Origin of the sequence: Bacillus sp. FSL K6-4563 (assembly GCF_038630405.1) — a bacterium.
Taxonomy (GTDB): domain Bacteria; phylum Bacillota; class Bacilli; order Bacillales; family Bacillaceae; genus Bacillus; species Bacillus pumilus.
In genome coordinates, this window is the sequence record NZ_CP152030.1 from 3,504,430 (window position 1) to 3,527,621 (window position 23,192).

A 23,192-nucleotide genomic window follows, 5' to 3' on the forward strand; every position below is an offset into this window, starting at 1 on the left:
TCTCTTTTTTTCATTATAACATAATTAATTACTTGAAATAAGTTACTAACTATTATATAGTTTAGTTACTTTAAGTAACAAGGTATTCATTTTTATATATTTTCAAAAACATTTAAACATGCCGATGCATATATCATGAAGGAGATGACCGAGCTTGAAGACAATTGAGGAGCTAAGATTGGGTGTAACAGAGTTACATGTATCCAGCTTTGAGCGTTCTTTACCTTTTTATACAGATATTTTAGGATTTTCTATATTAGAAAAGACAGATTCCACAGTGACACTTGGCAGCAATGCAAAGGAACCAATCCTTTTGTTAAAAGAAGATGCACAGCTAAAAGAGAAACCTGATCACGAGCCAGGACTTTATCATTTTGCTGTTTTATTACCTACCAGAAAAAACCTGGGCACATGGCTGGCACATGTGATCAAAAAAGGCTATCCTTTAATTGGAGCAAGCGATCACTTTTTCAGTGAAGCCATTTATTTAAGTGACCCTGACGGCATAGGCGTAGAAATATATGCTGATCGCCCTGAGGACGTTTGGGTAGGTGAGAATGGAGAACTGAAAGGTGGCGGAAATGCACCTCTTGATGGAGATGGTCTCCTGCAAGAAGCCGCTGATACGACGTGGGAAGGACTTCCGGCTGGCACAGTAATGGGACACTTACATTTCCATCTGAACCCAGAAGAAGCTGATTCCTTTTATGTCAATACGCTCGGTTTTCATATCCGAATGGCTCCACCAGCAAGCGTATTTATCGCCGCTGGTGTGTACCACCATCACCTTGCCTTTAATGCATGGGGACGCGGACGAAAAGGAGCCATTGATCCACGTTTTTCAGGAATTAGAAGCTATACACTCGTATTCCCACAAGAAGCAGACAGACAGTCCGTCGTTGAGCGCCTAACAAAAGCAGGCACTCAAGTGAAAACAATAGGGGAAAGTAACGAATTTGTTGATCCATTTGGCGTTCTCGTTCGTTTACAGATTGAAGAAACAGACAAAAAAGAAGGTGCAGAATATGGACAAACACACAGATCTTAAAACAGCCATTTTAAAAGATAAAATCAAACGAGTACAGCAAGAAGACGGGTATATATATATCACTGGACCCATTAAATTGCCAGTGAATTTAGACGGCAGAACGGTGATGTTCAACTGGTATTCATGGTTAAAAGACGACGGATTAGAGCCATTGTCAGATGAAGCTTTAATCGAAAGCCTCTCGTCCCGCCAGCTTGCCGATCATCAGCAGTCAAGCGTACTAGTGTATGGAGATTTCGAGCACGCTGACGAAGCTCTTATCCGCATGCATTCCATTTGTCACACTGGTGATATTTTCGGAAGCAAGCGCTGCGACTGCGGATTCCAATTGAAGCAGTCCATGCGAATGATTGAGGACAATGGTGCAGGTGCCCTGTTTTATTTAGCCAACCATGAAGGCCGCGGTATTGGACTTTTCACGAAAGCCATGGCTTATATCCTTCAAGAAAACGGCTACGATACAGTAGAAGCGAACGAAGCACTCGGCTTTGAAGATGACACGCGTCAATATGAAGAAGCCATCGCGGTTCTTCAAACACTTCGTACAAAGCCAGTCAGACTCATTACCAATAATCCGAAAAAGACAGATGCCATCAGCCATGCAGGTTTATCTCTTTCTGGACGTATTCCGCTTTGGGGTGATGTCTCAGAGTTTAATGAAAAATACTTGCAGACAAAAATCAACCGCTCAGGTCACATGAAGGCGGAGCAAGAGGTGCGTACGATTGCCACATCATGAGCGATATATGAATCTATCCCTAGAAAATGCACGGGCAATGAAAGGCCAGACATCACCGAACCCGCTCGTCGGGGCTGTGATTGTGCGCGATAATGAAATTGTTGGAGTCGGTGCTCATATGAAAGCCGGTGAACCACATGCTGAAATTCATGCACTTAAAATGGCTGGAGACAAGGCAAAAGGAGCCACTATTTATGTGACCCTCGAGCCTTGTTCCCACCATGGCCGTACAGGTCCTTGTGCGGAGGCACTTGTGAAAGCAGGCGTCGAAACCGTTGTCGTGGCAGCACTTGACCCGAACCCGCTTGTCGCTGGCCGCGGAATCGCCATTTTACAAGATGCTGGCATCCAAGTGATTACAGGCGTACTTGAGCAGGAATCCATTCTCATGAATGAAGTGTTTAATCATTTTATTACGAAAAAAACACCTTTCGTGACGCTCAAGGCAGGTATTACCTTAGACGGAAAAATTGCGTCTGCTACGTCTGACAGCAAATGGATTACATCTGAGACATCCCGTTATGATGCTCATCATATCCGCAGCATCAATGATGCGATTTTGGTCGGTGCTCAAACTGTTATTCATGACGATCCTTCACTAACTGCACGGATTCCAAATGGGCATCATCCGATTCGAATTGTTTTAGACTCTAGGCTCTCAACACCGCTGACAGCAAAGATCGTCACTGATCAGATGGCACCAACATGGATCTTTACAACAAAGCAAGCCGATGAGGAAAAACGAGCCGCTTTAGAAGCAGCCGGCGTCAGCGTCTTTGTAACAGACAGCGAGACGCGGGTGCCCCTGCAAGAAGTACTTCAAATGCTGGGAGAAAGAAATGTCTCCTCCCTCATGATTGAAGGCGGCGGCCAGATCAATGCTTCATTTTTAGAACAGCAGCTTGTAGATAAATTGGTCATTTATATGGCACCTAAACTCATTGGCGGAAGACTTTCTCCTTCCTTTTTCGGAGGCGAAGGCATACGTCTCATGAGTGATGCCATTGAATTGGATCAGCTCTCAGTAGAAACACTTGGGAAAGATATTAAAATAACGGGCTATCCCGTTTATCAATAACAAAAACAAGGCGGCTGTTTAGATCTCCTCAACAGCCGCCTTGTTTTTAAAAATCTAGTTTTTTTTAGTCTGTTCTCTCTAAAAATTCAATTCGATTCCCAAAGGGATCTTCTACATAGAACCGGATGGCTCCTTCCAATGGCTCATCTTCTCTGATGCTAATGTGGTGATTCAATAATGCCTTTTTTAATTCCGATAGACTCTTTACAAGAAAAGCTGGATGGGCTTTCTTTGCAGCTTGGAAATGATCCTGTATTCCAATGTGAAGCTGATGATGACCGCATTGAAACCAGACACCTCCACGTTTAACTAAATTACTAGGCTTGGGTATTTCCTCCATTCCTAAAATTCCGCCAAAAAACAAACGTGCTTTCTCTTCACTACCTTTTGGGGCAGCTAATTGAACATGATCGATTCCAACAAAATTTGACATAATCCTCTCTTCCTTTCTTTTCTCAATTGGTTTTTCTATGAAGTGTTTCATACGATGTAGAGTTTGATTGATTTCATCTAAATGACCGTGCAAAATTTTTTCAAAAACAGAACTCCCATTGTAATGAAAGTTCTGTCCATCTAAGTGTCTCTTGTAATGACATTTGAAACCAAGACATATCATGTGTAGTGATTCATTTTGGTGAAACTTGTCGTAAAATGTTTCATGTGAAACATTTATAGTTAATTCCCTTCTACCAGCCTGCCAAAGCTTTCGGGTGAAAGTCCCGGTGACACTCGAACACGGTGCAAGGACATCATGCCCTGTTCCTTCTTCGCATGTCCTGGTTCAGTGGTGACGGCCATTTGATAACCGGCTTGCTTCGCCAGTTTTAGCGTGTCTTCGTTATAGCGCCCGACAGGATAGCTGACCATTCTCGTACGCTGAGAAAAACGTTGATCAAAGAATGCCTTTGATCCTTTTAATTCCTCTTTCTGCTGCTCCTTTGATAAACGATTGAGCTCTAAATGATGAATGGTATGACTCTCAATTGATAGCCCATTTGCTATCATTTCATCCATTTGTTCATCCGTTAAGTGGTTCGGACGGCCAATGGATTGCTCAATCATGAAAATCGTTGCCTTCATTCCATACTGCTTTAAAATCGGAAATGCCTTTGTATAGTTATCGGTATATCCATCATCGAATGTAATAAGGACACACTTTTCACTTGGCTTCGTATTTGTTGTGAAGACGTGGTACGCTTCTTCTGGCGACAGCGTGACATAGTCGTTGTCCTTCAGCCATTTCATATGAGCCGCAAACTCGCTCTTTGGTACACGAAGCGAGTTACCGCTGGAGATGCTGTGATACATCAAAATCGGAAGCTCTACCGGTTCCTTTTGCTTAATCCAGTTTTGTGTATCTATCTCTGCCTCTTCTTTCTGCTGAATCTGTTTTGTTTCTTTTGCTTGTAATTGACCCTTTTCCTCTTTGACTACTTGCTGGTTTCCTTCCGTTTGCTCCTTCGTTCCCATACAACCCGAAATGAGCAGCGCCACAAGACCAACCGCAATCAACATACATGTTTTTTTCATTCACCAATCCTGCTTTCTCTCTATCTATCGAATGATTATAACAGAAATTGGTTACTACCTGATATCTATTTTGACAGGGTGTTCATTTTTTTACACATTTCAATCATTTCGATGGCAAGCAGATGAATGGTCTCTGTTGTGAGCATTTGATCTTCTGCATGTATCAGCAGTAAAGAAAAGGGAAGCTGCTCACCTGCCGCCTCTTTTTGGATCAGCGACAAGTGCAGGTTGTGGATGCTTCGAAACGCTTCCTCCCCTTTTTCAATCAACTGCTGTGCTTTTTCAAAATCATCAGCTCTTGCTAGACGAATCGCTTCGACATAATAACTTCTTGCCTCGCCTGCATGAGCAATGATTTGAAAGGCTGCTCCCTGCATTTCCTCTAATACCGTCATCTGCTTCTCCTCCAATTACTTAAGATTCATTTGCTAGTTTCAGAGCATGCTCTAGTATTTTTTCTCCGTTCGCTGTTCCGTATAATCTCACATTGATGACATCAACAGGTATTTGGTAAGGTGCCGCTGTTTTTTCTGCTGCCTTTTTCATAAAGCTTACTTGCGGTCCAAGTAAAATCACCTGCACATCTTCTCCATGCTCTTCTAATTCATCCGCAATAGCCCCTTCAGGTATGGCGTATATCTCATAATCCAGCCCCTTCGCTTCTGCGGCTGCCTTCATTTTGGACACTACAATGGATGTCGACATTCCTGCGGCACAAGCGAGAATGATTCGTTTCATATCCCAACACTCCTATCGATAGTTGACTTCTGTTTGGGCCTTCAGTTCCCTTGTTTTAATTAATGTCTGGTACCAATACGCTGATGCCTTCAACTGACGATTCCGTTCATTTTCCAGCTGGATTTCGACTAATCCGTAGCGATTTTTAAAGGCATTCATCGGCGATACATTATCCGTAAAAGCCCACAGCATATAGCCCTTGCAATTTGAGCCTTCTGCTTTCGCTTGAAGTGCCCGTTTCAAATGCTGGCTGATAAATGAAATGCGATACTGGTCATCAATGATACCGTCTTCTTTTTTAAACCGTTCTTCCTTTTCTACACCCATGCCGTTTTCGGCCACAAACCACTCAATATTTCCGTATTCTTCTTTAATTCTCATGCCCATATCATAGACAATGTCCGGGTAGATTTCCCACCCTCTGAATGGATTCATTTTTCTTCCTGGAAGCTCAAACATATCGTAATAATAAGACGGATGAAATGGCGTCATCTCATTCCACGCCTTACTCGGTGCTTTGACACGATGCGGATAGTATAAGTTGAGCCCAACGACATCAACCGTATGATTCTTGATGACCTGAAGCTCTTCCTCTGTCGCATCGAAAAGAATCTCATGCTTTTTTAACACATCAAGCAGTTCTTCTGGATACTCTCCTTTGATGGAGGGATCTAAGAACATTCGATTGAAAAACAAATCATATATCCGTGCCGCTTCTTGATCATGTGGGGCAGAGGATCTTGCATACGTCACTTCTGGATTGAGAATCACCCCAATTTTTGCACCTGTCGATTCCTTCAATCCCATCTCCCGAAACAGCTTCACTACTTTTGCTGTTGCCAGCGCTTTATGATAGTTCCACTGCATCCATTTCTTCGTATTTTGCTCAAAGGGATAACGTATAGCATCTAGGTACACGCGTGTTTGGACAACAATCGGTTCATTAAAGCTAAACCAATGCTTGACCCTGTCTCCATATCGCTCAAACACCTTTTCCGCATAGAGAACAAACAGCTCGACGACATGCTTTGATGACCATCCGTCGTACTTTTCAAGCAGCACGGCTGGAAGCTCATAATGCTCTAAGCAAAACATCGGCTCTACACCTGCTGCGATTAACTCATTGATTAAATCATCAATGTAACGGGCATATGCTTCATCCACAATCCCCTTCTCGTAATCGATGAGAAACCTCGACCAATTGATCGATGTCCTATAATGAGTCAGACCGATTTCTTTCATAAGGGCTACATCTTCTGGATAGCGCTCGTAAAAGTTCGTCGCACCAGCCGGGCCATATCCTTCGTGCCAAACGTGATACCCGTTCTTATACCATAAATCGATGTACGAGTCCTGATGCGCTTGCTTTCCCTTCCATCCCTCCGTTTGCCAAGCAGAGGCCGCAGCACCTAGGATAAAATCTCTTGGAATCTCGATTCTGTTCATGTCGCCACCTTCCCTTTCCTCGTTTGAACGTGAAGTCCTTCCCAAATTCCTTGCAAATACATAGCCTTCACAATTGCCCCCATATCGAGACTTCCTGCCCTTTTTTCGTATATTTACGGTCAAGTGAAATGGGATCATTCTCTCCGAACCACCTACATTGCATATTCATTCATGCCTCTCCTTTTATTCTGAATCTGGTGCCGCTTCTGGTTTGCGGTTAGACAAGAGGACAAATGGCAAATAGATGAAGACTGCGACCACAATACAGATGAGCTGTGTGATGACAGCCCCCATGCTGCCAGCGGTGGACAGCCATGCATTCACAATCGGTGGTGTCGTCCACGGCACCATCACGACGGCTTTTCCAGCAAACCCTGTAGCTGTCGCAATGTAACCAATCGTTCCTGTCACAAGTGGTGTGACGATAAATGGAATTGCCATCACAGGGTTTAACATGACAGGTAAGCCAAAAATAACGGGTTCATTGATGTTGAAGAGGCCCGGCCCAGATGAGAGCTTGGCAATACTTCGCATCTCTTCCCTTCTTCCAGCAATAAAAATCGCAATCAAAAGCCCAATGGTCACACCTGAACCACCGATGCTCATATACACATCCCAAAATGGCATCGTGATGATATTCGGAATCTCTTTTCCTTCTTGAAATGCTGTCATATTCACTGCAATTGATCCTAATAAGAGCGGCTCCCGGATCGGTTTGATCATCTGGTTGCCATGGATGCCGATCACCCAGAAGAATTGCGCCACAAACATCAACGTTAAAATCCCCGGTAGACCCTGTACAACACTTTCTAGCGGGCGTTGCACCACGTTATACACTGCTTCATGCAAATAAATACCTGTCAAACGGTGAAATGCAAAGCCGAATGAACTAATGATCGTAATCGTAATGATCGAAGGAAAAAGTGATGAAAAAGATGTTGCCACATTCGATGGAACTGAATCTGGCATCTTGATTTGCAGCCATTTCACCTCGGTCAGCTTACAAAAAATTTCCACAGATACGATCGCAATGATCATCCCTAAAAATAAGCTTTTTGGATCGGAAAATTGCCTTGCCAGTACATCTACAACCTCACGCATCGATCCATCCACTTCAAGAAGAAGTGTCGTTGGAATAACAGATATAAATGAAATCAATGCCATCAGCCCTGGGAACAGGGACTTGTGCCCGTTGATTTTCCCAAGCTCTATCCCGATGAGGAACACAGCCCCAATCGTTAAAAAGTTCAGCGTGGCATAATTGATTGCCTTCATAATTGGCTGAAGCTCCGCTAAAAATCTGAACATCTCAAAATGAGCAAGCCCTGTTTCCGGGCTCATGATCATATTTGCCACCAATACAGCAAAAGCCCCTGTAATGATGATTGGCATCAGTGTGACAAATGCCTGTTTAATCGCCATAATATACTTCTGATTCGTGATGCGATAAGCCACATTCCCCATGACGTCTGCCGCTTTCTCCTTGAAGCTCATGATCTGTCTCCCCCTTTGCAAAAACTCGTGATCATCCTCCTTTTTGATGTTATTTTAAAAGCGCTTTCATTAACATCTAATCTTTTTCCTCACAGATGCGGAAATGGGTGTCCCGTTTTTTCATTCGGATGCTCCAATACTTGAAGCGCCGTCGTCAGTTCCTCAAATGAAGCGGCCTTGATGAGTTGCTCCACCACTTCCTTGCGCTCTGTCAGCCGTACAAGAAATTGATAAAGTGATTGCAATTCTTTTTGATACGTCTTCTGGATACTTAACAAACAAACGACTTGTACCCGATTTTCACCCCACAGCACCGGTTTTTTCAACGTACAGATCGCACAAAACGTGTCATCTGTTGCCGGCTTCATCGGATGAGGAATCGCAACCAAATGACCGAACGATGTCGGTGACACTTGCTCTCTTTCCAGCAATAATTGTTCAAACTCTTCCGGGATGCGATCCTGTTCCTTGAGCACGTTTACGAAAAATTGCAGTACCTCTTCCCTTGATTGAAGGTCTTGCTGAAAAAATGTCAGCGCCGGACTCACATACCGCAAAACCCCTGTATCCTGCGCGCCCTGAACAAACCGTTTCAGCCGCACAATATCATCGTCACTTAGAATGGTATGTACATCAATCACTGGTACCGGCAACGTGTTCTGAAGCGGAATGGTACTAATAATAAAATCAATGCTTCTCAAATCATACGAAGGAATTTCCCTAACACTTGCAGTGCCAGCGATCTCTAGCCCTCCGCTAAAAGCCGCTGTCAGTTTATGAAGAAGGAGCTGACTGCTGGCGACACCCGTCGCACATACAATCAGACATCTCTTTCTCACATGCTGTGATTTTGTCCGCTCGATTGCAGCACCGATATGAAGCGCCAAATACCCAATCTCATCCTCATGAATCTCAATTCCCTCTTTTTCTCTCAGCCACCTACCCATATAGACGCCAGCTTCAAATGCAATGGGATAATGCCTTTTAATGTCCGTTAAATAAGGGTTACGAATGTTCATACCGTACCTAAAACGATGAATAGCGGAACGTAAATGAAGACTTAATCCAACGATTAATTCTTTATCAAATTGAATATCAAGTGACATGTGCTCCTCTACATAAGCAAGCAGTTGGTGGATGAAGCGAAAGTGATCTTCGTCTAGAAGATGACATAGCGTATGACCGGTATCTCCGTATGCCATCATTTTCGCTCCCATCAAGTGAATCGCAATATACGCCCTTTCAGATAATGGAAAATCAATCGCTAGGACATGCCGAATATCCTCTGCCATTTTTTGAGCTACTTGGAAAACAGGCTGCACTTGAATCTCTTTTAATTCCGTTTCTGGCATCATGACCAGTTTTTTCTCTTCAATTCGTTTGCATGCAATGGCGATGTGGGTGACTAAATTACTTAAACCGATTTCTGACAGATGAAGTCCGCTTACTTTTGTACGTGAACGCACGATATCCTGAATCAATTGATACGTTTCTTCAGGTAACAGCGCCGGGTTCGCATGCGCTTGCTGAAACACATGCTCAGCCATACAATATCTTAATTTCATCTCATCCCCTGTCAGCTGCAGTCCATATTTAGGACGATGTGACACAGAAAGTCCATGTAATGAAAACAAATGTCTGACCGCTTTCAAATCATTTTTCACTGTCGATTCACTCACAAATAATTCCTCTGCGAGCGCGTCTAACTTAATATAGTCTTCTGACAGAAGCATCCTTTTCAATAGATGGGCTACACGGTCCTCAGGCTGATTGGGTATGGTTTGCTCCTTTTTTTCGTTTCTTTCTCCCAATGACTTTTTCAAAAATGTACGAAAAGACCCATAATCCTCTACGGTCAATGTATACCCTGCCCCGCGTTTGATATGAAGTACGGCTCCATGTTCATCCAAAACAGATTTAAGCGCTTTCATATCTGTTCGGATCGTTCTTGATGTGACGCCAATCATACGGGCAATTTCTTCACTAGTCAGTTCCTGTTCCGCTTGCATCAGTCGTTTCAGCAGCTCCTCCTGACGTAGAGATAGCATAGGCTCTCCTCCCTTGGCATTTACTTTTGCCTATCATCATAAACGAAAGTAGAACTCTTTGCCCAGTTTTTCTTTCAAATCGGGAACCACGATATGGCTCATTCGTATGAATAGGAAACAAGAGTAGGGATGCATCATGGGTTCTTTTATGTTTGTTGTTATTATGATATTGGCTTCTTTAGGGACAATCATCGCCCATTTATTCACATCAAAGGATCAACGTACGTCTGCGAAGCGTTCTTCACATCACAGTTCAACAACAAGTACCTATACTGATTCTTATACTCATCACGCTTCTGATGCCTCCTGCGGGGGAGATTCCGGGGATAGTGGTGGTGGATGTGACTAAACAAAAAACAGCCGCTCGCTGATGAGATGGCTGTTTTTATTATTTTAAAGAGCCTTCCAGCCCCGTTCAATCAGATGTTTAACATCGAGTGCAAAATCCTCACCCTTTTCCATCACGTCCTGGGCTCTTCCGGCAAAGTTACTGGCAACAGCCAGCTCCATTTTTTTTAATTCAAAGTGCAATATTTTTTGATCAATCTCGGCGATATATTTTTCATACTCATTGTTCACGATGTCATGCATGACATGATAGGCATCTTTTCGGTGGCGATGAAAGTCGGTTCCTCTCTCACCTTTCCATGACGAATCTAGAGCAGGTTTCTTGATTTCCTTTATGTCTGACTGCGCAAGATCTTGTTCTGTTCGAATATTGCTTTTGGCTGTCTTTAACCGAGAGATCATGTCATCAAATTCTGCACGTCTGTTTTCAATTCCCATATGCAGATGGTGTAGCATCTCGGATAAACTCATGTCATCCACCTCTATCGGACCTCATACGAAAGCACAGCATCAGAGCCTTGGAAACGATCGACTCACTTGATTTTTCCAAACCTGACATTTCTATCGTTTTGCTTTCATTAAGTATAGTATAAGGTGAAAAGCCTCAGTCTTAAATAGGGAAAAGGTGTCCTTTTAGTGACGTGTTTGGAAGAAAAACGGAATAACACAAGGTCGTAATTCCCGAATTATATATGATCCCTTAGAACTATATTTCTTATCATCCCATGAAACCCATTAGAAAAATGATTGCCATTATTTTGCCGCAATCGCTTCGTCCTGTTCTTTTAAAGTTTTCACATTAGAGCGCGTGTCCTGAACATTTTTGATTAAGGCTTCTTTAAAACTTGAAACCATTTCGTTCACCTCTGCTTCGCGCGCCGTCCACTTGGTCACAAATTCAAGGCTGTTTTCACCTGCTTTATCTGCTGCTTTTTTCATCGTTAATGCTTCGATTGCTTGGGAGACTTCATCTAGTTGATCCATAACTGTTTGGTAGTTTAACTTAATTTGTCCCATCGTGATATCCTCCAGATTTGTTCAGCATGAAGGTAGCTTATAAGCTGCTCCATGCTTTTGAGATCAAGCGTTTGGCGTCCTCTACTGCGTCTTCTCCTTTTTCAGCAAGACGTGCGGCGTCTCCTGCTAAGGAACTGGCAAAGGATAACGCAGCTTGTTCGGCTTCTAACGTACTGATTTTGAATTCGATGCGGCTCACGTAGCGTGGGTACTTGTCGTTCACAATCGTTTGCAGCGCATCATGTGCTTCATTCCGCTCTGATTTGAAATCCTGGCTTCGCTCACCTTTCCAAGAGGTCCCAAGCTTTGGCTGCTTGATTTGCTTCAGGTCTGTCTCTGCCGCATCTTGTTCACGTTCGACCTTACTTTTCGCCTTTTTCAGTCGAGCGATTTTCTCTTCGATTTCTGCTTTTTTACTTGTAATGCCACCGTTTAGGGCAGACAGCATATTTGATAAGCTCATTATGGGTTCCTCCTCCTGACAAAAAATAAAAACGCTGCTTAGAGATCCTCTAAACGAGCGTAAGGTGAATAGCACTTTTTCCAATATTGTTATTATAAGGTTCAAAGACTCATGTTTGAATAGGGATTTGTGCCCTTTTTATGGGATAAATATGCTTTCATTCTGCTTCTCATTACCCCTTAAGACCTCTTTTATAGGGGGTCTTAAATCCTGATTATTTGTTATATGTCACATATAGTCATGCAGACCTAGGACAAACAAAAGCCGCTCGGTTGAGGAGCGGCTTTTGTAAACGGCTTATGAAGCTGATTCTTCTGATTCTTGTGGATTCTTAACGTACCAGATGAATTTCCCTGTATATCCGTAAATAATAGCAAGAGCAATGGCAACAAAGCTCAACCACATAAATGGTAAATAAGAGAATGTCGATACGCCTAGAATTCCCGCCATGTAAATCCCGTTATCTGACCAAGGAACCATTCCTGACGTCAGCGTACCACCGACCTCTGAGTTTCTGGATAAAACTCGTCTGTCTAACTTTAATTTATCATAGCTCTTTTCCATAATTTTCGGTGTAAGAATTAATGATACATACATCGCACAGCCAAAGATATTGGCGAAGAATGCAACAACAAGTGTTGATAGAGTCACATTTCCTGCATTATGCAATTTCTTCTCGAATGTAGCGACGATGACTTTTAATACGCCCAAGTATTCAAGTACTCCACCGAAACCAAGTCCGAGAATAATCACCACTAGAGATCCTAACATATTGACAATACCGCCACGATTTAACAGCGTATTTAAGAAATCAACATCTGAATTAATAGAGAAACCATTATAAGCTGTACCAAGTGCATCGGCTGGATTCATTCCCTGGAATGCCATTGCCCAGACAGCACCAAGAAGTGCGCCAATAGCAATAACAGGCATTGAAGGTTTTTTCAAGACAAGTAATAGTACAACAATCAACGCCGGAATAATCATCCAAATATTAATGGTGAATGTGTCCTGCAGTGCTTGTTTCAAAAACTCTACTTTGCCTTGATCAATATTTTTTCCGCCATACATAAATCCGGTGATTGTAAACATAATGGCTGTAATAACAAAGGCAGGAATGGATAAGACCATCATCGCTCTAACATGTGCGAGCACGTCCACTTTTGAAAGTGAGGAAGCGAGCACCGTACTATCAGATAAAGGAGATAACTTATCACCAAAATAGGCTCCAGATAAAACGGCTCCAGCCACGATAGGTAATGGAATTCCCAATCCTTCACCAATTGCAATCATGGCAATACCTGCAGTTCCAACTGTCCCCCATGATGTACCTGTAGCAACAGACATAATGGAACAGATGATCAGCGTAGCTAGTAAGAAAATATTAGGATGAATAAATTCCAGTCCGTAATAAATTAATGTTGGTACCACTCCGCCGGCAATCCATGTTCCAACAAGTGCACCTACTGCAATTAAAATCAAAACAGCCTCTAAACCATTCGATATCCCTTTTGTAATGGCGTTTTGAAGGTCTTTGTATGAATGTCCTAATCGAATACCTAAAGCAATGACCATAAACCATGAGATAAACAATGCCAGTTGAATATCCAATTTGAAATAAAGAGTAAAAGATAAAACAATTGCTAAAAATAAGCCAAGTACAAACACGACTTCTAAAATAGACGGCAGACGTGGTGATTTCATTGTGTTTCCTCCCTTTGTGCGTGCGTTAAGCGTTTTCAAAATATTGTGAAAAAAGTGTGTCAATTCGAAAGAAAGTGAATTGCCTGTTTTTCTCTATTTCACAGGCAATTCTACATATTAATAAAATAAAATTTTTGATATTATTATCGCTCTAGGAGCTCTGCACCCGCAATGCCAGGCTTTGTCATCTCGAATGGATTCAAAATAATATCAAGTTCTTCTTCTGTTAACACATCATTTTGCAAGCAAAGATCTCTGATCGATTGTCCTGTTAAAATGGCTTCCCTTGCGATTCTAGCCGCGGCTTCATAGCCTAAGTGAGGGTTCACAGCAGTGATCACGCCTGCACTTTTTTCGACATATTCTTTCAAACGTATTTCATTTGCTTCAATGTCCACTAAGCAATGATCTGTGAATGAACGGAATCCGTTATTCATTATACTAATAGATTGAAGCAAGTTAAAGACCAAAACAGGCTCCATCACATTTAACTCAAGCTGACCTGCTTCAGAGGCAAGACAGATGGTGTGGTCATTCCCAATGACCTGGAATGCGATTTGGTTAATGAGCTCTGCCATGACTGGATTGACTTTCCCAGGCATAATGGATGATCCTGGCTGACGAGCTGGCAATGCAATTTCAGCAAGACCTGCACGCGGACCAGAAGCCATTAGGCGAAGGTCATTGGCAATCTTAGACATGTTCATCATGCATACTTTTAATGCAGCAGACACTTCTGTGTAAGCATCTGTATTTTGCGTTGCATCCACAAGATGCTCTGCGCCTACAAGCGGAAGACCAGAAATATCGGCTAGCTTCTTCACGACGATCTCAATATAACGAGGATCTGCATTTAGGCCTGTCCCAACAGCTGTTGCACCCATATTGACTTCATATAAATGCTGCTTTGATTGGTTGATCCGCTTAATATCACGGCTGAGCACGCGGCTGTAAGCCTCAAATTCCTGTCCTAAACGAATTGGAACAGCATCCTGTAGGTGCGTACGTCCCATTTTGATCACATGATCAAATTCTTTCGCTTTCTTTTTGAATACGTCCTGCATCGTTTGCATTGTCTCAAGCAGAATGTCTAACTGCTTCAATACAGCAATATGGATAGCTGTTGGAAACGAGTCATTCGTTGATTGTGACATGTTTACATGTGTGTTTGGGCTTAAATGGATGTATTCACCCTTTTGATGTCCCATGATTTCTAGCGCTCTGTTTCCAATCACTTCATTGGCATTCATATTCATCGACGTTCCTGCGCCGCCTTGAATTGGGTCTACAATAAAGTACTCATGCAGCTTGCCTTCAATGACTTCATCAGAGGCTTGTACGATGGCATTTCCAATTCCTTCATATAAACGTCCAACTTCCATATTGGCTTGAGCTGCTGCTTTTTTCACGATGGCAAAGGCTCTAATTAGTTCCTCGTGCATGCGATATCCAGTAATCGGGAAGTTTTCTTTTGCACGAAGGGTTTGAACCCCATAATACACGTCTGCCGGAATTTCTTTTTCTCCAAGAAAATCCTTCTCATGGCGATAAGTTGCTTGAACCATCTGATATGACCTGCTTTCTATAGAATAGTTAAATCACTAAATCTTCTGCGATTGGCGTTTCCATAATCTTTTTCACTTCTCTTGGGTCTGTTGTTTTACCTAGTGCCCACATGAGTTTCGGCACGATGGCCTCTGTGTTCATGTTTCGTGAACGTGCCACTAGTTCTTGATTGATTTTACGTCCTACTTCATACACGCTCATGTCTTCTCCTTCTTCAAGACACTGAGTTGTGATGACAACAGAAATGCCTTCTTCGAGCAATTCGTTGATTTTCTCTAAAAGGTTTCTTCCTTCGAAAGGAATTCCGCCACTGCCGTAGCTTTCGATGACGACTCCTTTGTAAACACCTTTGATTGCATCTAAGAACTCAGGCTTTAGACCTGGGTGCAATTTCAAGAGACAAACGTCAGTGTTTAACGATGCATCTAATTTAAGCGGTTTCATTGACGATCTTTTTACTTTGCTATTGTATTCAATTTGATGGTTTTCAATCGATGCAATATATGGATAGTTAATACTTTCAAATGCATCATAGCTTTTCGTTCTTAGTTTGATTGCGCGTGTCCCTTGAATGACTCTGCCATCAAAGACAACATACACGCCGCCTACGCCGTCACATGCAAAGCGAATCGCATCGGTGATGTTTTTCTTCGCATCTGTTTTCTTGAACGTAATCGGGATTTGTGAGCCTGTAATGACAATTGGCTTATCCGGATTTTGCAGCATATAAGATAGTGCTGCTGATGTATAGGCCATTGTATCGGTTCCATGCGTGACGACAAAGCCGTCATATTGATCATAATTTTCATAAATGGCTGTTGCGATATCCACCCAGTATTCAGGCTGCATATTTGTACTATCTATACTCATTAGGGACTTTGTGTCCATTGTGTACTCTGCATTAATTTCGTTTAAATAGCTTAAAAGGTCCTCAGCTTTAACACCTGGAGCCAAACCATTTTCACTCTCTACAGATGCAATCGTCCCACCAGTGGTTAAAAGCAATAATTTCTTCAACAGGTCCACCTCTTTCAGTAAAATTACTTCGTTTGTCACACATATTATAAGCTAGCTTGTGCTATTCTATAATATACGCTTTACGCGTACCTTCATTGCCATTATAGTCACATAACGCGAATTAATCAAGAAATTATTACGCATAACGCGTACATTCTATCACAAAATATGATATACTGTTGTTGTATATAAAGGAGCGTTCATGTAATGATACTCGATCGTTTAACCACTCTTAGAAAAAAGAAAAAATGGTCTCTCCAGCATACGGCAGATCGCCTAGGTATCGCCAAAAGCACCTATGCCGGTTACGAATCTGGGTACCGACGACCTTCGCTTGAAGCAGTGAAGCGCCTGGCTGATTTGTATGATACGTCCATTGATTTTTTACTTGGTAGAACGGACGAGCCAGAGATACAACGTAAAATCTCTGACATCAAAATTGAACTGACGGAAGCAAAAGAAGGAACCATTCTTGTAGACGGCGTTCCCCTAAATGATGAAGAAATCAAACAGCTTGTTGCCTTTATTCGGGCGAAAAACACCCTAAAAGTATAAAAAACATAGAAAAGAGAGGCCCCTATTAATCGGGTGCCTCTCTTTCCTTTTTCAGCTGCTTAAGAATAAGGAGAAGACAGCTGACTTAATTCCTCTAACCGCCGCTTCGCTTCTTCTTTATTAAATGAACTATAATAGCGATAATTCTCATCATCTAAGATGCGGTAATGCTGACTGAGCACATTTTGCTGAAGACGAAATGTGCCTTTTTTGATAGAAGTCCGCCACCAAACCTTTCCGCCGATTGTCCGTTCCACCGATAGATGCAATTCATCATGTGCCACGACTTCCAGAATCTCAAGCGGATCATCCCCTAGTGTCCCTTTTAAAATGTCACTATCTCTGAATAATGCACATACGGCCGCCGTTTGCGTCCAGTTGAGGCGCAGCCTATTTTTTTCAACCTGATGCAAATGCCGTTTCGATAAACCAAGTACCTCAGCCATGCGGTCCTGCGTATAATTCTTTTCTTTTCGAATCCGTGTCATTTGTTCTGTGACGAGGTCGATTACCATCTCTTTATCCATCTCTCATCACCTCTCCGAGTATTCAGTCTTTACTGACATCATACACGATTTCTTCGAAAAAGTGGCGCCTCATCCTTTAGAATATTGGCAAATACTATCTAATTGATCTGCTCTTCGACCTGACCATGCTGCTGTCTCCAATTCTCTTGGGCTGCCTGATTTAAATATGGATAGATCTCTTGTTTGACGGTTTGCTCGAATACTTCTTCATCTAAAATACTGTACGCTGGAATCTTGATCAATTTCCCATCCATTTTCCGAATGAGCACATCCATGAAGAGAAATCCCCTTACACTGTACCGATGCCTGCGCATATCAATGGATTGAATGTCATGAAAAGGGATCGTCCGCTCTCGATACAGTACAGCACCATTTTTTCCGCGCTGAATGCGAAAAATCACATTTCCCCTCTTCGTAAAAGCCGGCAGAATCATCAAAAAAGAGATCAAGCCATAGACAATGCCTAATAGTCCGCCTAAAAATAAAAACAATGTATAATTCGATTCAAATGTAAGAGCTTCTGAAAACAACCAAATACCAATGATACCGAAGCCGCCCGTTGCTAAGAATGCCCATACCCTTAAAAAGGTCCTGCTTCTCACTTCTATTACTTCACTTGGATTCAAGCGTCATTCTCCTTTTCTCCATTAGAATATAGAACGTAATCCGTCTCTATGAGCCGTCTCCACGCGAAATTCACTTTCTTTTATTCCCGACACAAGCCACGACTGTTTCTCACCTGGAATGACAAATAACATGGATTCCACATCAGGCGTATTATTTTTGTCGTAGACGACCTTCATGAGGGAGTCCATCTTTCCTTTTCTCTTCTGTACATCAGAAACAAATGCCTGCACGAGTTCTTCGTTCTCTGCTCGATGAAGGAAGGAGGGCCACTCATTCTTCGCCTCACTTGCTTGCTCTAATAGCTTTTCAAATTCCTCTGCTTGCAGGGTGACGACAGGTGCAGGGTGATCACTCATCTGTATATTGAAAAAGGCAGTCACTTGCTCCTCTGCCTGCTGGTCATCTTTCAGTTTTTGAATCTGATGGACTTGTTGATCATAAAGCGTATGGTGCGCATATACGCCCATCTGTGTCGTGTGAAAGGAGGTACTGACTTCTTCATCTTCATCCCCAAATCGAGATGCCTTGACGGTGTGAGATGCATCATTCATCGCCTGGATGAAATGACGGTATTCCGCTTTATAACGATATTGTCTGTTTCGAAATTCAAGTACACCTTTTGCGAGCAAAGAGCGGCATGCAATTTCAAATAAAAACCCTAGGCGCTCGTCCTCTACATCAGGATAATAGGCTTCCTTTAAGGACATGCCCTGTTCAAAATAGCCTTCACTGTAAAAACTAAAGATGAGTTCCTCAATACTTAGACTTAGCTGATCCAACTTGATCTCTCCTTATCCAAAAGAAAATGCACCCTTAAAGAAATCGCCTGCACCTTTTATGAGCGAATCTGCGGTTTCTTTTGTTTTTTCTATCCCTTTATGTATCACCTGATTTGCCTGATCAATGGTGTCATTAACTGCCTTCACACCTTTACCCGCCAGCTCGAATGCTTGTTTCCCTTTATCCACGACCGCATGAATTGGGTCCTTTAATTTCACTGCAACCTGCTCAGCAAAGCCTGATGTCAGCTTGGCGACTTTTTCTCCTATAAATCCACCGACTGCGGAACCAATGGCTCCTCCAACGACGGTTCCAATTGGTCCTGCAAAGCTTCCAAGAGCTCCTCCGACAACGGCACCTGCGACAGACCCGCCAGCGATAAAGACCGTATTGTTCACTGCATTTCCAACAGCCTTAGCATTTTCACGCTTAAGGACTTCTGGCTGATCACCGAATTCTGCATAGTTCTCGGCAATTTTCAATCCACAGCCGACTGTTTCCGTTGCACCAGTGACTACCGTTGCAATGATGGCATTTCCTTTCGCGAATCTTGATCCATTTTTCAAAACAGACTTGATCGCAGCCGTGTCCTTCCAATTGATACTTCCTTTTGTAAAGTCACGGACACTGTTCGTGAATGCAACTGTATCGTCAGGATAAAATTTTGTGAATTTCTTATGGACCAAATCAGCCATCGACCAGTTTGATCGTTTTAATAATTCTTTATTACTCAGCCAAATCCTTGCTAGCCGGTCAAATCTCGTTCCTTCTACCCGGCTGGTCAGATCAAGCAGCAGCTTTGAATGCTGCGCTGCATAACGGCCATTGTCTTTAATGAAAGTCGTCATCCCAAGCCCGTAGTATTTCGCCTGCATCATCACAATACCAGCTAAGCTCGTGAGTGTACCATATTGATCATAGATACTGTACAATTTCCGTAAAATATCGTCTGCTTCGACCATTTTATCTTTTGCATGACGAATCGTAATATCATCACTGCTCAATTTACTGATCAATGCTTGTCCTGCTCCCCATGCATCCCCGACGCCTGAAAAACAGCTTCTATACCGAGGATCACAGCCTAAAATGAGACCATCCAGTTCACTATGTAAATCGCGGTGCTTCGTTTCAATGGCAGAAAGTTCGCCTACAACATCATTCGCAAGCCCTGTCAGCTGATCTGGATCAACCACTATGTCAAGTGCCATCACATCATCTCCCTTCTCGGTTTCTTTCTCTCCGTTCTTCTCGTCTCTTTCGCTCAAGCTCTTCCATTCTGGCTATTTCAGCTTTCCGTTCCTCGATTTTGACCGCTGCATCGCGCAGTTCCTGACTTGTTTCAAGCAAGTCCTTTTCGAATTGATCATAGCGTGCGGTTGTTTCCTCAAAGCTTTGATCAAATTTATTCCTTGCTTCTCCCTGCCAGCCTGATCCTACTGCCTTGAGCCGATTCTCCAGCAGCTGCTTTGACTGCCGAATCTCATCAGCTGCTTCCTGAAACTTTTGAGCGAGTGCCAGCGTTTGACTAGAATCCAACTTTCGCACCCCTTTCTCCCAATTTAACGTACAAATGGATGATTTTATATGTCCTCATTATAAATAAAAAGACACCCAAAAAAATCACCCTAAAGAACCATTCAACACATCACCAAATGAAAGTAGGTCTTTTTCCTCTCTAATTTCCAGAGAAAGCCTTTCTTGTTATGAAGCGCATTCAAGACATGATAAAATGAACGTATTCTACAAAAGGAGTGACGTATACATGAAAGAGGAAATGATTCAGCGTTTCACAAGTTATGTGAAGGTAGATACGCAGTCGGATGCAGATAAGGAAAGTTGCCCATCGACTGAAGGACAGTTGAACTTAGCGAGACAACTAGTTGAAGAAATGAAATCCATCGGGATTCAAGAAGTGACAATGGATGAAAACGGCTATGTCATGGGAACGATCCCATCTAACACAGACAAAGACGTGCCGACCATTGGCTTCCTGGCTCACATCGACACAGCTACTGACTTCACCGGCAAGAATGTGAAACCGCAGCTTCATGAAAACTATCAAGGCGGCGACATCACCTTAAATGAAGAACTACATATCGTTTTATCACCATCACAGTTTCCAAATTTACAAAAGTATCAAGGACATACGCTGATCACAACAGATGGCACAACCTTGCTTGGTGCAGATAACAAAGCTGGTATCGCAGAAATTATGACCGCCATGCATTACTTAATTGAAAATCCAGAAATCAAGCATGGAAAAATTCGCGTCGCCTTTACACCCGATGAAGAGATTGGCAGAGGGCCGCACAAATTTGATGTTGATGCCTTTGGCGCTTCCTATGCGTATACAATTGACGGAGGACCGCTCGGGGAGCTGCAATATGAAAGCTTCAACGCAGCAGGTGCGAAAGTATCCATTAAAGGAAACAACGTCCACCCTGGGACAGCGAAAGACAAAATGGTCAGCGCTGCGAAGATTGGGATGCTCTTCCATAACAAGCTTCCTTCTGATGAATCTCCGGAATACACAGAAGGCTACGAGGGATTTTTCCATCTCACGAAGTTTGTAGGAGAAGTCGAAGAAGCAGAGCTGCAATATATTATTCGTGATTTTGATAAAGACAAATTTAACGAACGCAAAGCACTATTTGAAAAAATAGCAAATGACTTAAAAGCCATTTACGGAGAAAACAGCATCAATCTAAAAATTCAAGATCAATATTATAATATGAGAGAAAAAATTGAGCCGGTGAAACATATTGTGGATATTGCCCATGAAGCAATGGAAAACCGCTCAGTGACACCTGTGATCGAACCGATCCGCGGCGGTACAGATGGCTCCCAGCTTTCATATAAAGGTCTTCCAACGCCAAACATCTTTACTGGCGGGGAAAACTTCCACGGTAAATATGAATTTATTTCTGTCGAGAACATGGTGAAAGCAACAGAAGTCATCGTTGAAATCGCCCGTCTATTTGAAGAAAAAGCATAAATATGTTTACAACCGTTCCTGTTCGGGAACGGTTTTTTAATAAAAGTTTACAATTTTCTGAAACTTTTATGACATTTATTCGTACTAATAGAGACAACCCCAGAAAAATTCTTCTTGACGAGTGCAATAACTGGAAATATAATAGTTAAAAACAACCAGTATTTTAGACCTAAATTAGCAGATCACCTAAACCTTAAGAACTAAACCGATTCTGCTGCATATTTTCAGTTATAAACATCACTCACCCTGTCTACACTTAAAGAATAGGATGAATTGGAGGAATGTCATATGATGATTTTATTGATTATCGCTTCACTTTGCTGCTACTTACTATTCTCTTTCAAAAAAGATAACCGCACACCAAAACGAAAAAGCGCAGAGCTTTCGGAGTTTGAAATCTTTCGTATGCGCCGCCACTACAACGGAAAACGCCGTCACCCACTAAACGATGCACCTAAACAAGTATAAATCTGAAAAAGAGCCTCATATGGGGCTCTTTTGTGTGAGTACATAAAAAAACGACCAGATTCATTGGTCGTTTCAGATTGTTGACAAAGGGCTAAAATGATCTTGATTTTAGCCCTTTGTCTTCTTTTCAGCGTGATAGAAAACCTTTGAAGTCTAGGAAGGGCAAGCACTGGAGCGGAGCGAATTGAACATTCGTGAGCACCAGCGCGCAGACCTGACAACGAATGCGAGGGTTTGTCTACACGCTGAAACGACCAGATTCATTGGTCGTTTTTCCTTTTATTTATACACCTTCGCAGGAACTTGAATCACAGGAATTCCTACATAGTAAGGTGAAATTTCATATGGCTGGAAGACAACAGCAATTCCCTTTTTCGTGAAGTAATACTGCGTGTTGTAGTTGATTTCAATGTCTCTTTTTTTCAGGTTCGCATAGAATTTACTTTTATGTTTCTTTGTATAGTTATAGACATAATCTCTCACTTTCGTACGCTTTTTCTTTGTTTTCACAACGTCTGTCAAGAACAGCTGCTTTGTCTTTTTCTTTGTTAAAACATAGTTCATGCTGGAAACCATCGTATCTCCATGCATTCCACCATCATTCATGTAATCATAGTTTAAGATACTGAGCTTCTTCCCATTGTTAAATTTCGTTTTAAACGATCTCTCGTAAGTGATCTTCCCAAAGCCTTCCTTTTTCGCTTCGTCCTTTAAGAACAAGTACGTAGAATAAGAGAATGCGATATCTTCTTTTAAATCACGATTGATGGTTTTCATATGCGCCTTGCTTAGGTTTTTCACCTGTGCATATTTGAATGTTTTTTTCTTTTTATAATAGTGTGTGCTTACTTTTGCTTTTTTTGCTTGTTTGGCATCCGCAGATCCAACTGGCGCAAACAACGAAACAATCAGTGAAAAAATGATCAGACTGATCGTTAGGCCTTTTTTCATTGTCATAGTAAAAACCCCCATTTTTGTCTATTACCAATTGAGTATACCATGAC

Annotated in this window: 26 protein-coding genes; 7 read left to right on the forward strand and 19 right to left on the reverse strand. The window is 42.3% G+C overall.

Features of this window, described 5'->3' with window-relative positions; all coding sequences use genetic code 11:
• Nucleotides 1–154: 154 nt before the first annotated feature.
• The 3 genes from MHH54_RS17875 to ribD are packed head-to-tail and all read left to right on the forward strand — an operon-like array spanning nucleotide 155 to nucleotide 2,865.
• Nucleotides 155–1,048, forward strand: a complete 894-nt coding sequence (locus tag MHH54_RS17875) for a VOC family protein (protein WP_106035738.1) — start codon at nucleotides 155–157, stop codon at nucleotides 1,046–1,048.
• The gene (locus MHH54_RS17880) at nucleotides 1,026–1,787 is read left to right on the forward strand and encodes a GTP cyclohydrolase II (protein ID WP_003215082.1); all 762 of its coding nucleotides are present in this window, start codon (nucleotides 1,026–1,028) and stop codon (nucleotides 1,785–1,787) included. The genes MHH54_RS17875 and MHH54_RS17880 overlap by 23 nt, the downstream gene beginning before the upstream one ends.
• A complete protein-coding gene (gene ribD / locus MHH54_RS17885; protein WP_034620282.1) occupies nucleotides 1,774–2,865 on the forward strand; it encodes a bifunctional diaminohydroxyphosphoribosylaminopyrimidine deaminase/5-amino-6-(5-phosphoribosylamino)uracil reductase RibD in 1,092 nt (363 codons plus the stop codon). The genes MHH54_RS17880 and ribD overlap by 14 nt, the downstream gene beginning before the upstream one ends.
• Before the next feature lie 64 nt (nucleotides 2,866–2,929).
• Here the strand turns inward: ribD and MHH54_RS17890 are convergent, their stop codons facing one another.
• The 7 genes from MHH54_RS17890 to MHH54_RS17920 all read right to left on the reverse strand — a co-directional run bounded on the left by MHH54_RS17890 (nucleotide 2,930) and on the right by MHH54_RS17920 (nucleotide 10,121).
• Nucleotides 2,930–3,298 (reverse strand): VOC family protein, encoded by a 369-nt coding sequence (locus MHH54_RS17890; protein WP_106029449.1) that lies wholly within the window; start codon nucleotides 3,296–3,298, stop codon nucleotides 2,930–2,932.
• A 242-nt stretch (nucleotides 3,299–3,540) separates the two neighbouring features.
• Entirely contained in the window at nucleotides 3,541–4,335 is a 795-nt protein-coding gene (locus MHH54_RS17895; RefSeq protein WP_223251279.1) for a polysaccharide deacetylase family protein, read from the reverse strand.
• A 125-nt stretch (nucleotides 4,336–4,460) separates the two neighbouring features.
• A complete protein-coding gene (locus MHH54_RS17900) occupies nucleotides 4,461–4,790 on the reverse strand; it encodes a PTS lactose/cellobiose transporter subunit IIA (RefSeq protein ID WP_003215418.1) in 330 nt (109 codons plus the stop codon).
• Between the two features lie 19 nt (nucleotides 4,791–4,809).
• Complete coding sequence (locus MHH54_RS17905) at nucleotides 4,810–5,133, reverse strand: PTS sugar transporter subunit IIB (RefSeq protein ID WP_050944552.1); 324 nt, start codon at nucleotides 5,131–5,133, stop codon at nucleotides 4,810–4,812.
• A gap of 12 nt (nucleotides 5,134–5,145) precedes the next feature.
• Nucleotides 5,146–6,579 (reverse strand): glycoside hydrolase family 1 protein, encoded by a 1,434-nt coding sequence (locus MHH54_RS17910; RefSeq protein WP_226804450.1) that lies wholly within the window; start codon nucleotides 6,577–6,579, stop codon nucleotides 5,146–5,148.
• Between the two features lie 183 nt (nucleotides 6,580–6,762).
• The gene (locus tag MHH54_RS17915; RefSeq protein ID WP_106042961.1) at nucleotides 6,763–8,073 is read right to left on the reverse strand and encodes a PTS transporter subunit EIIC; all 1,311 of its coding nucleotides are present in this window, start codon (nucleotides 8,071–8,073) and stop codon (nucleotides 6,763–6,765) included.
• Nucleotides 8,074–8,162: 89 nt separating this feature from the next.
• On the reverse strand, nucleotides 8,163–10,121 hold the full coding sequence (locus tag MHH54_RS17920) for a BglG family transcription antiterminator (protein ID WP_003215345.1): 1,959 nt from the start codon (nucleotides 10,119–10,121) through the stop codon (nucleotides 8,163–8,165).
• A 136-nt stretch (nucleotides 10,122–10,257) separates the two neighbouring features.
• Between MHH54_RS17920 and MHH54_RS17925 the strand changes: the two genes are divergently transcribed.
• Complete coding sequence (locus MHH54_RS17925; RefSeq protein WP_342500503.1) at nucleotides 10,258–10,470, forward strand: hypothetical protein; 213 nt, start codon at nucleotides 10,258–10,260, stop codon at nucleotides 10,468–10,470.
• Nucleotides 10,471–10,514: 44 nt separating this feature from the next.
• Here the strand turns inward: MHH54_RS17925 and MHH54_RS17930 are convergent, their stop codons facing one another.
• From MHH54_RS17930 to MHH54_RS17955, 6 genes are all read right to left on the reverse strand, one after another.
• Nucleotides 10,515–10,940, reverse strand: a complete 426-nt coding sequence (locus MHH54_RS17930; protein ID WP_003214784.1) for a DUF5082 family protein — start codon at nucleotides 10,938–10,940, stop codon at nucleotides 10,515–10,517.
• A 282-nt stretch (nucleotides 10,941–11,222) separates the two neighbouring features.
• Nucleotides 11,223–11,486 carry a YwqI/YxiC family protein gene (locus tag MHH54_RS17935; protein ID WP_003215023.1) on the reverse strand — a complete coding sequence of 88 codons (264 nt, stop codon included), beginning with the start codon at nucleotides 11,484–11,486 and terminating at the stop codon, nucleotides 11,223–11,225.
• A 37-nt stretch (nucleotides 11,487–11,523) separates the two neighbouring features.
• A complete protein-coding gene (locus tag MHH54_RS17940) occupies nucleotides 11,524–11,949 on the reverse strand; it encodes a DUF5082 family protein (protein WP_003215112.1) in 426 nt (141 codons plus the stop codon).
• Nucleotides 11,950–12,246: 297 nt separating this feature from the next.
• Nucleotides 12,247–13,653 carry a Na+/H+ antiporter NhaC gene (nhaC, locus tag MHH54_RS17945; protein ID WP_044140314.1) on the reverse strand — a complete coding sequence of 469 codons (1,407 nt, stop codon included), beginning with the start codon at nucleotides 13,651–13,653 and terminating at the stop codon, nucleotides 12,247–12,249.
• A gap of 143 nt (nucleotides 13,654–13,796) precedes the next feature.
• The gene (gene aspA, locus MHH54_RS17950; RefSeq protein ID WP_003214753.1) at nucleotides 13,797–15,218 is read right to left on the reverse strand and encodes an aspartate ammonia-lyase; all 1,422 of its coding nucleotides are present in this window, start codon (nucleotides 15,216–15,218) and stop codon (nucleotides 13,797–13,799) included.
• 28 nt (nucleotides 15,219–15,246) lie between these two features.
• Entirely contained in the window at nucleotides 15,247–16,236 is a 990-nt protein-coding gene (locus MHH54_RS17955) for an asparaginase (RefSeq protein WP_003215391.1), read from the reverse strand.
• A 207-nt stretch (nucleotides 16,237–16,443) separates the two neighbouring features.
• On the opposite strand from MHH54_RS17955, the gene MHH54_RS17960 reads away from it, so the two are divergent.
• The gene (locus MHH54_RS17960; RefSeq protein ID WP_003214932.1) at nucleotides 16,444–16,791 is read left to right on the forward strand and encodes a helix-turn-helix transcriptional regulator; all 348 of its coding nucleotides are present in this window, start codon (nucleotides 16,444–16,446) and stop codon (nucleotides 16,789–16,791) included.
• Nucleotides 16,792–16,850: 59 nt separating this feature from the next.
• Here the strand turns inward: MHH54_RS17960 and MHH54_RS17965 are convergent, their stop codons facing one another.
• The 5 genes from MHH54_RS17965 to MHH54_RS17985 form a co-directional block, all read right to left on the reverse strand.
• The gene (locus MHH54_RS17965) at nucleotides 16,851–17,318 is read right to left on the reverse strand and encodes a helix-turn-helix transcriptional regulator (RefSeq protein WP_003214797.1); all 468 of its coding nucleotides are present in this window, start codon (nucleotides 17,316–17,318) and stop codon (nucleotides 16,851–16,853) included.
• A 98-nt stretch (nucleotides 17,319–17,416) separates the two neighbouring features.
• Nucleotides 17,417–17,944, reverse strand: coding sequence for a YfjD family protein (locus MHH54_RS17970; RefSeq protein WP_106029442.1), 528 nt, complete (start codon nucleotides 17,942–17,944; stop codon nucleotides 17,417–17,419).
• A gap of 21 nt (nucleotides 17,945–17,965) precedes the next feature.
• On the reverse strand, nucleotides 17,966–18,724 hold the full coding sequence (locus tag MHH54_RS17975) for a hypothetical protein (RefSeq protein WP_003215103.1): 759 nt from the start codon (nucleotides 18,722–18,724) through the stop codon (nucleotides 17,966–17,968).
• 12 nt (nucleotides 18,725–18,736) lie between these two features.
• On the reverse strand, nucleotides 18,737–19,933 hold the full coding sequence (locus tag MHH54_RS17980; protein WP_342500504.1) for a glycine zipper domain-containing protein: 1,197 nt from the start codon (nucleotides 19,931–19,933) through the stop codon (nucleotides 18,737–18,739).
• A gap of 4 nt (nucleotides 19,934–19,937) precedes the next feature.
• Nucleotides 19,938–20,261, reverse strand: a complete 324-nt coding sequence (locus tag MHH54_RS17985; protein WP_034321782.1) for a WXG100 family type VII secretion target — start codon at nucleotides 20,259–20,261, stop codon at nucleotides 19,938–19,940.
• Nucleotides 20,262–20,487: 226 nt separating this feature from the next.
• On the opposite strand from MHH54_RS17985, the gene pepT reads away from it, so the two are divergent.
• A complete protein-coding gene (pepT, locus tag MHH54_RS17990; RefSeq protein WP_050944563.1) occupies nucleotides 20,488–21,720 on the forward strand; it encodes a peptidase T in 1,233 nt (410 codons plus the stop codon).
• 288 nt (nucleotides 21,721–22,008) lie between these two features.
• On the forward strand, nucleotides 22,009–22,188 hold the full coding sequence (locus tag MHH54_RS17995) for a hypothetical protein (RefSeq protein WP_003215411.1): 180 nt from the start codon (nucleotides 22,009–22,011) through the stop codon (nucleotides 22,186–22,188).
• Nucleotides 22,189–22,467: 279 nt separating this feature from the next.
• Here MHH54_RS17995 and MHH54_RS18000 read toward each other — a convergent pair whose 3' ends face one another.
• Nucleotides 22,468–23,145, reverse strand: a complete 678-nt coding sequence (locus tag MHH54_RS18000; protein WP_050944564.1) for a DUF3298 and DUF4163 domain-containing protein — start codon at nucleotides 23,143–23,145, stop codon at nucleotides 22,468–22,470.
• Nucleotides 23,146–23,192 lie beyond the last annotated feature (47 nt).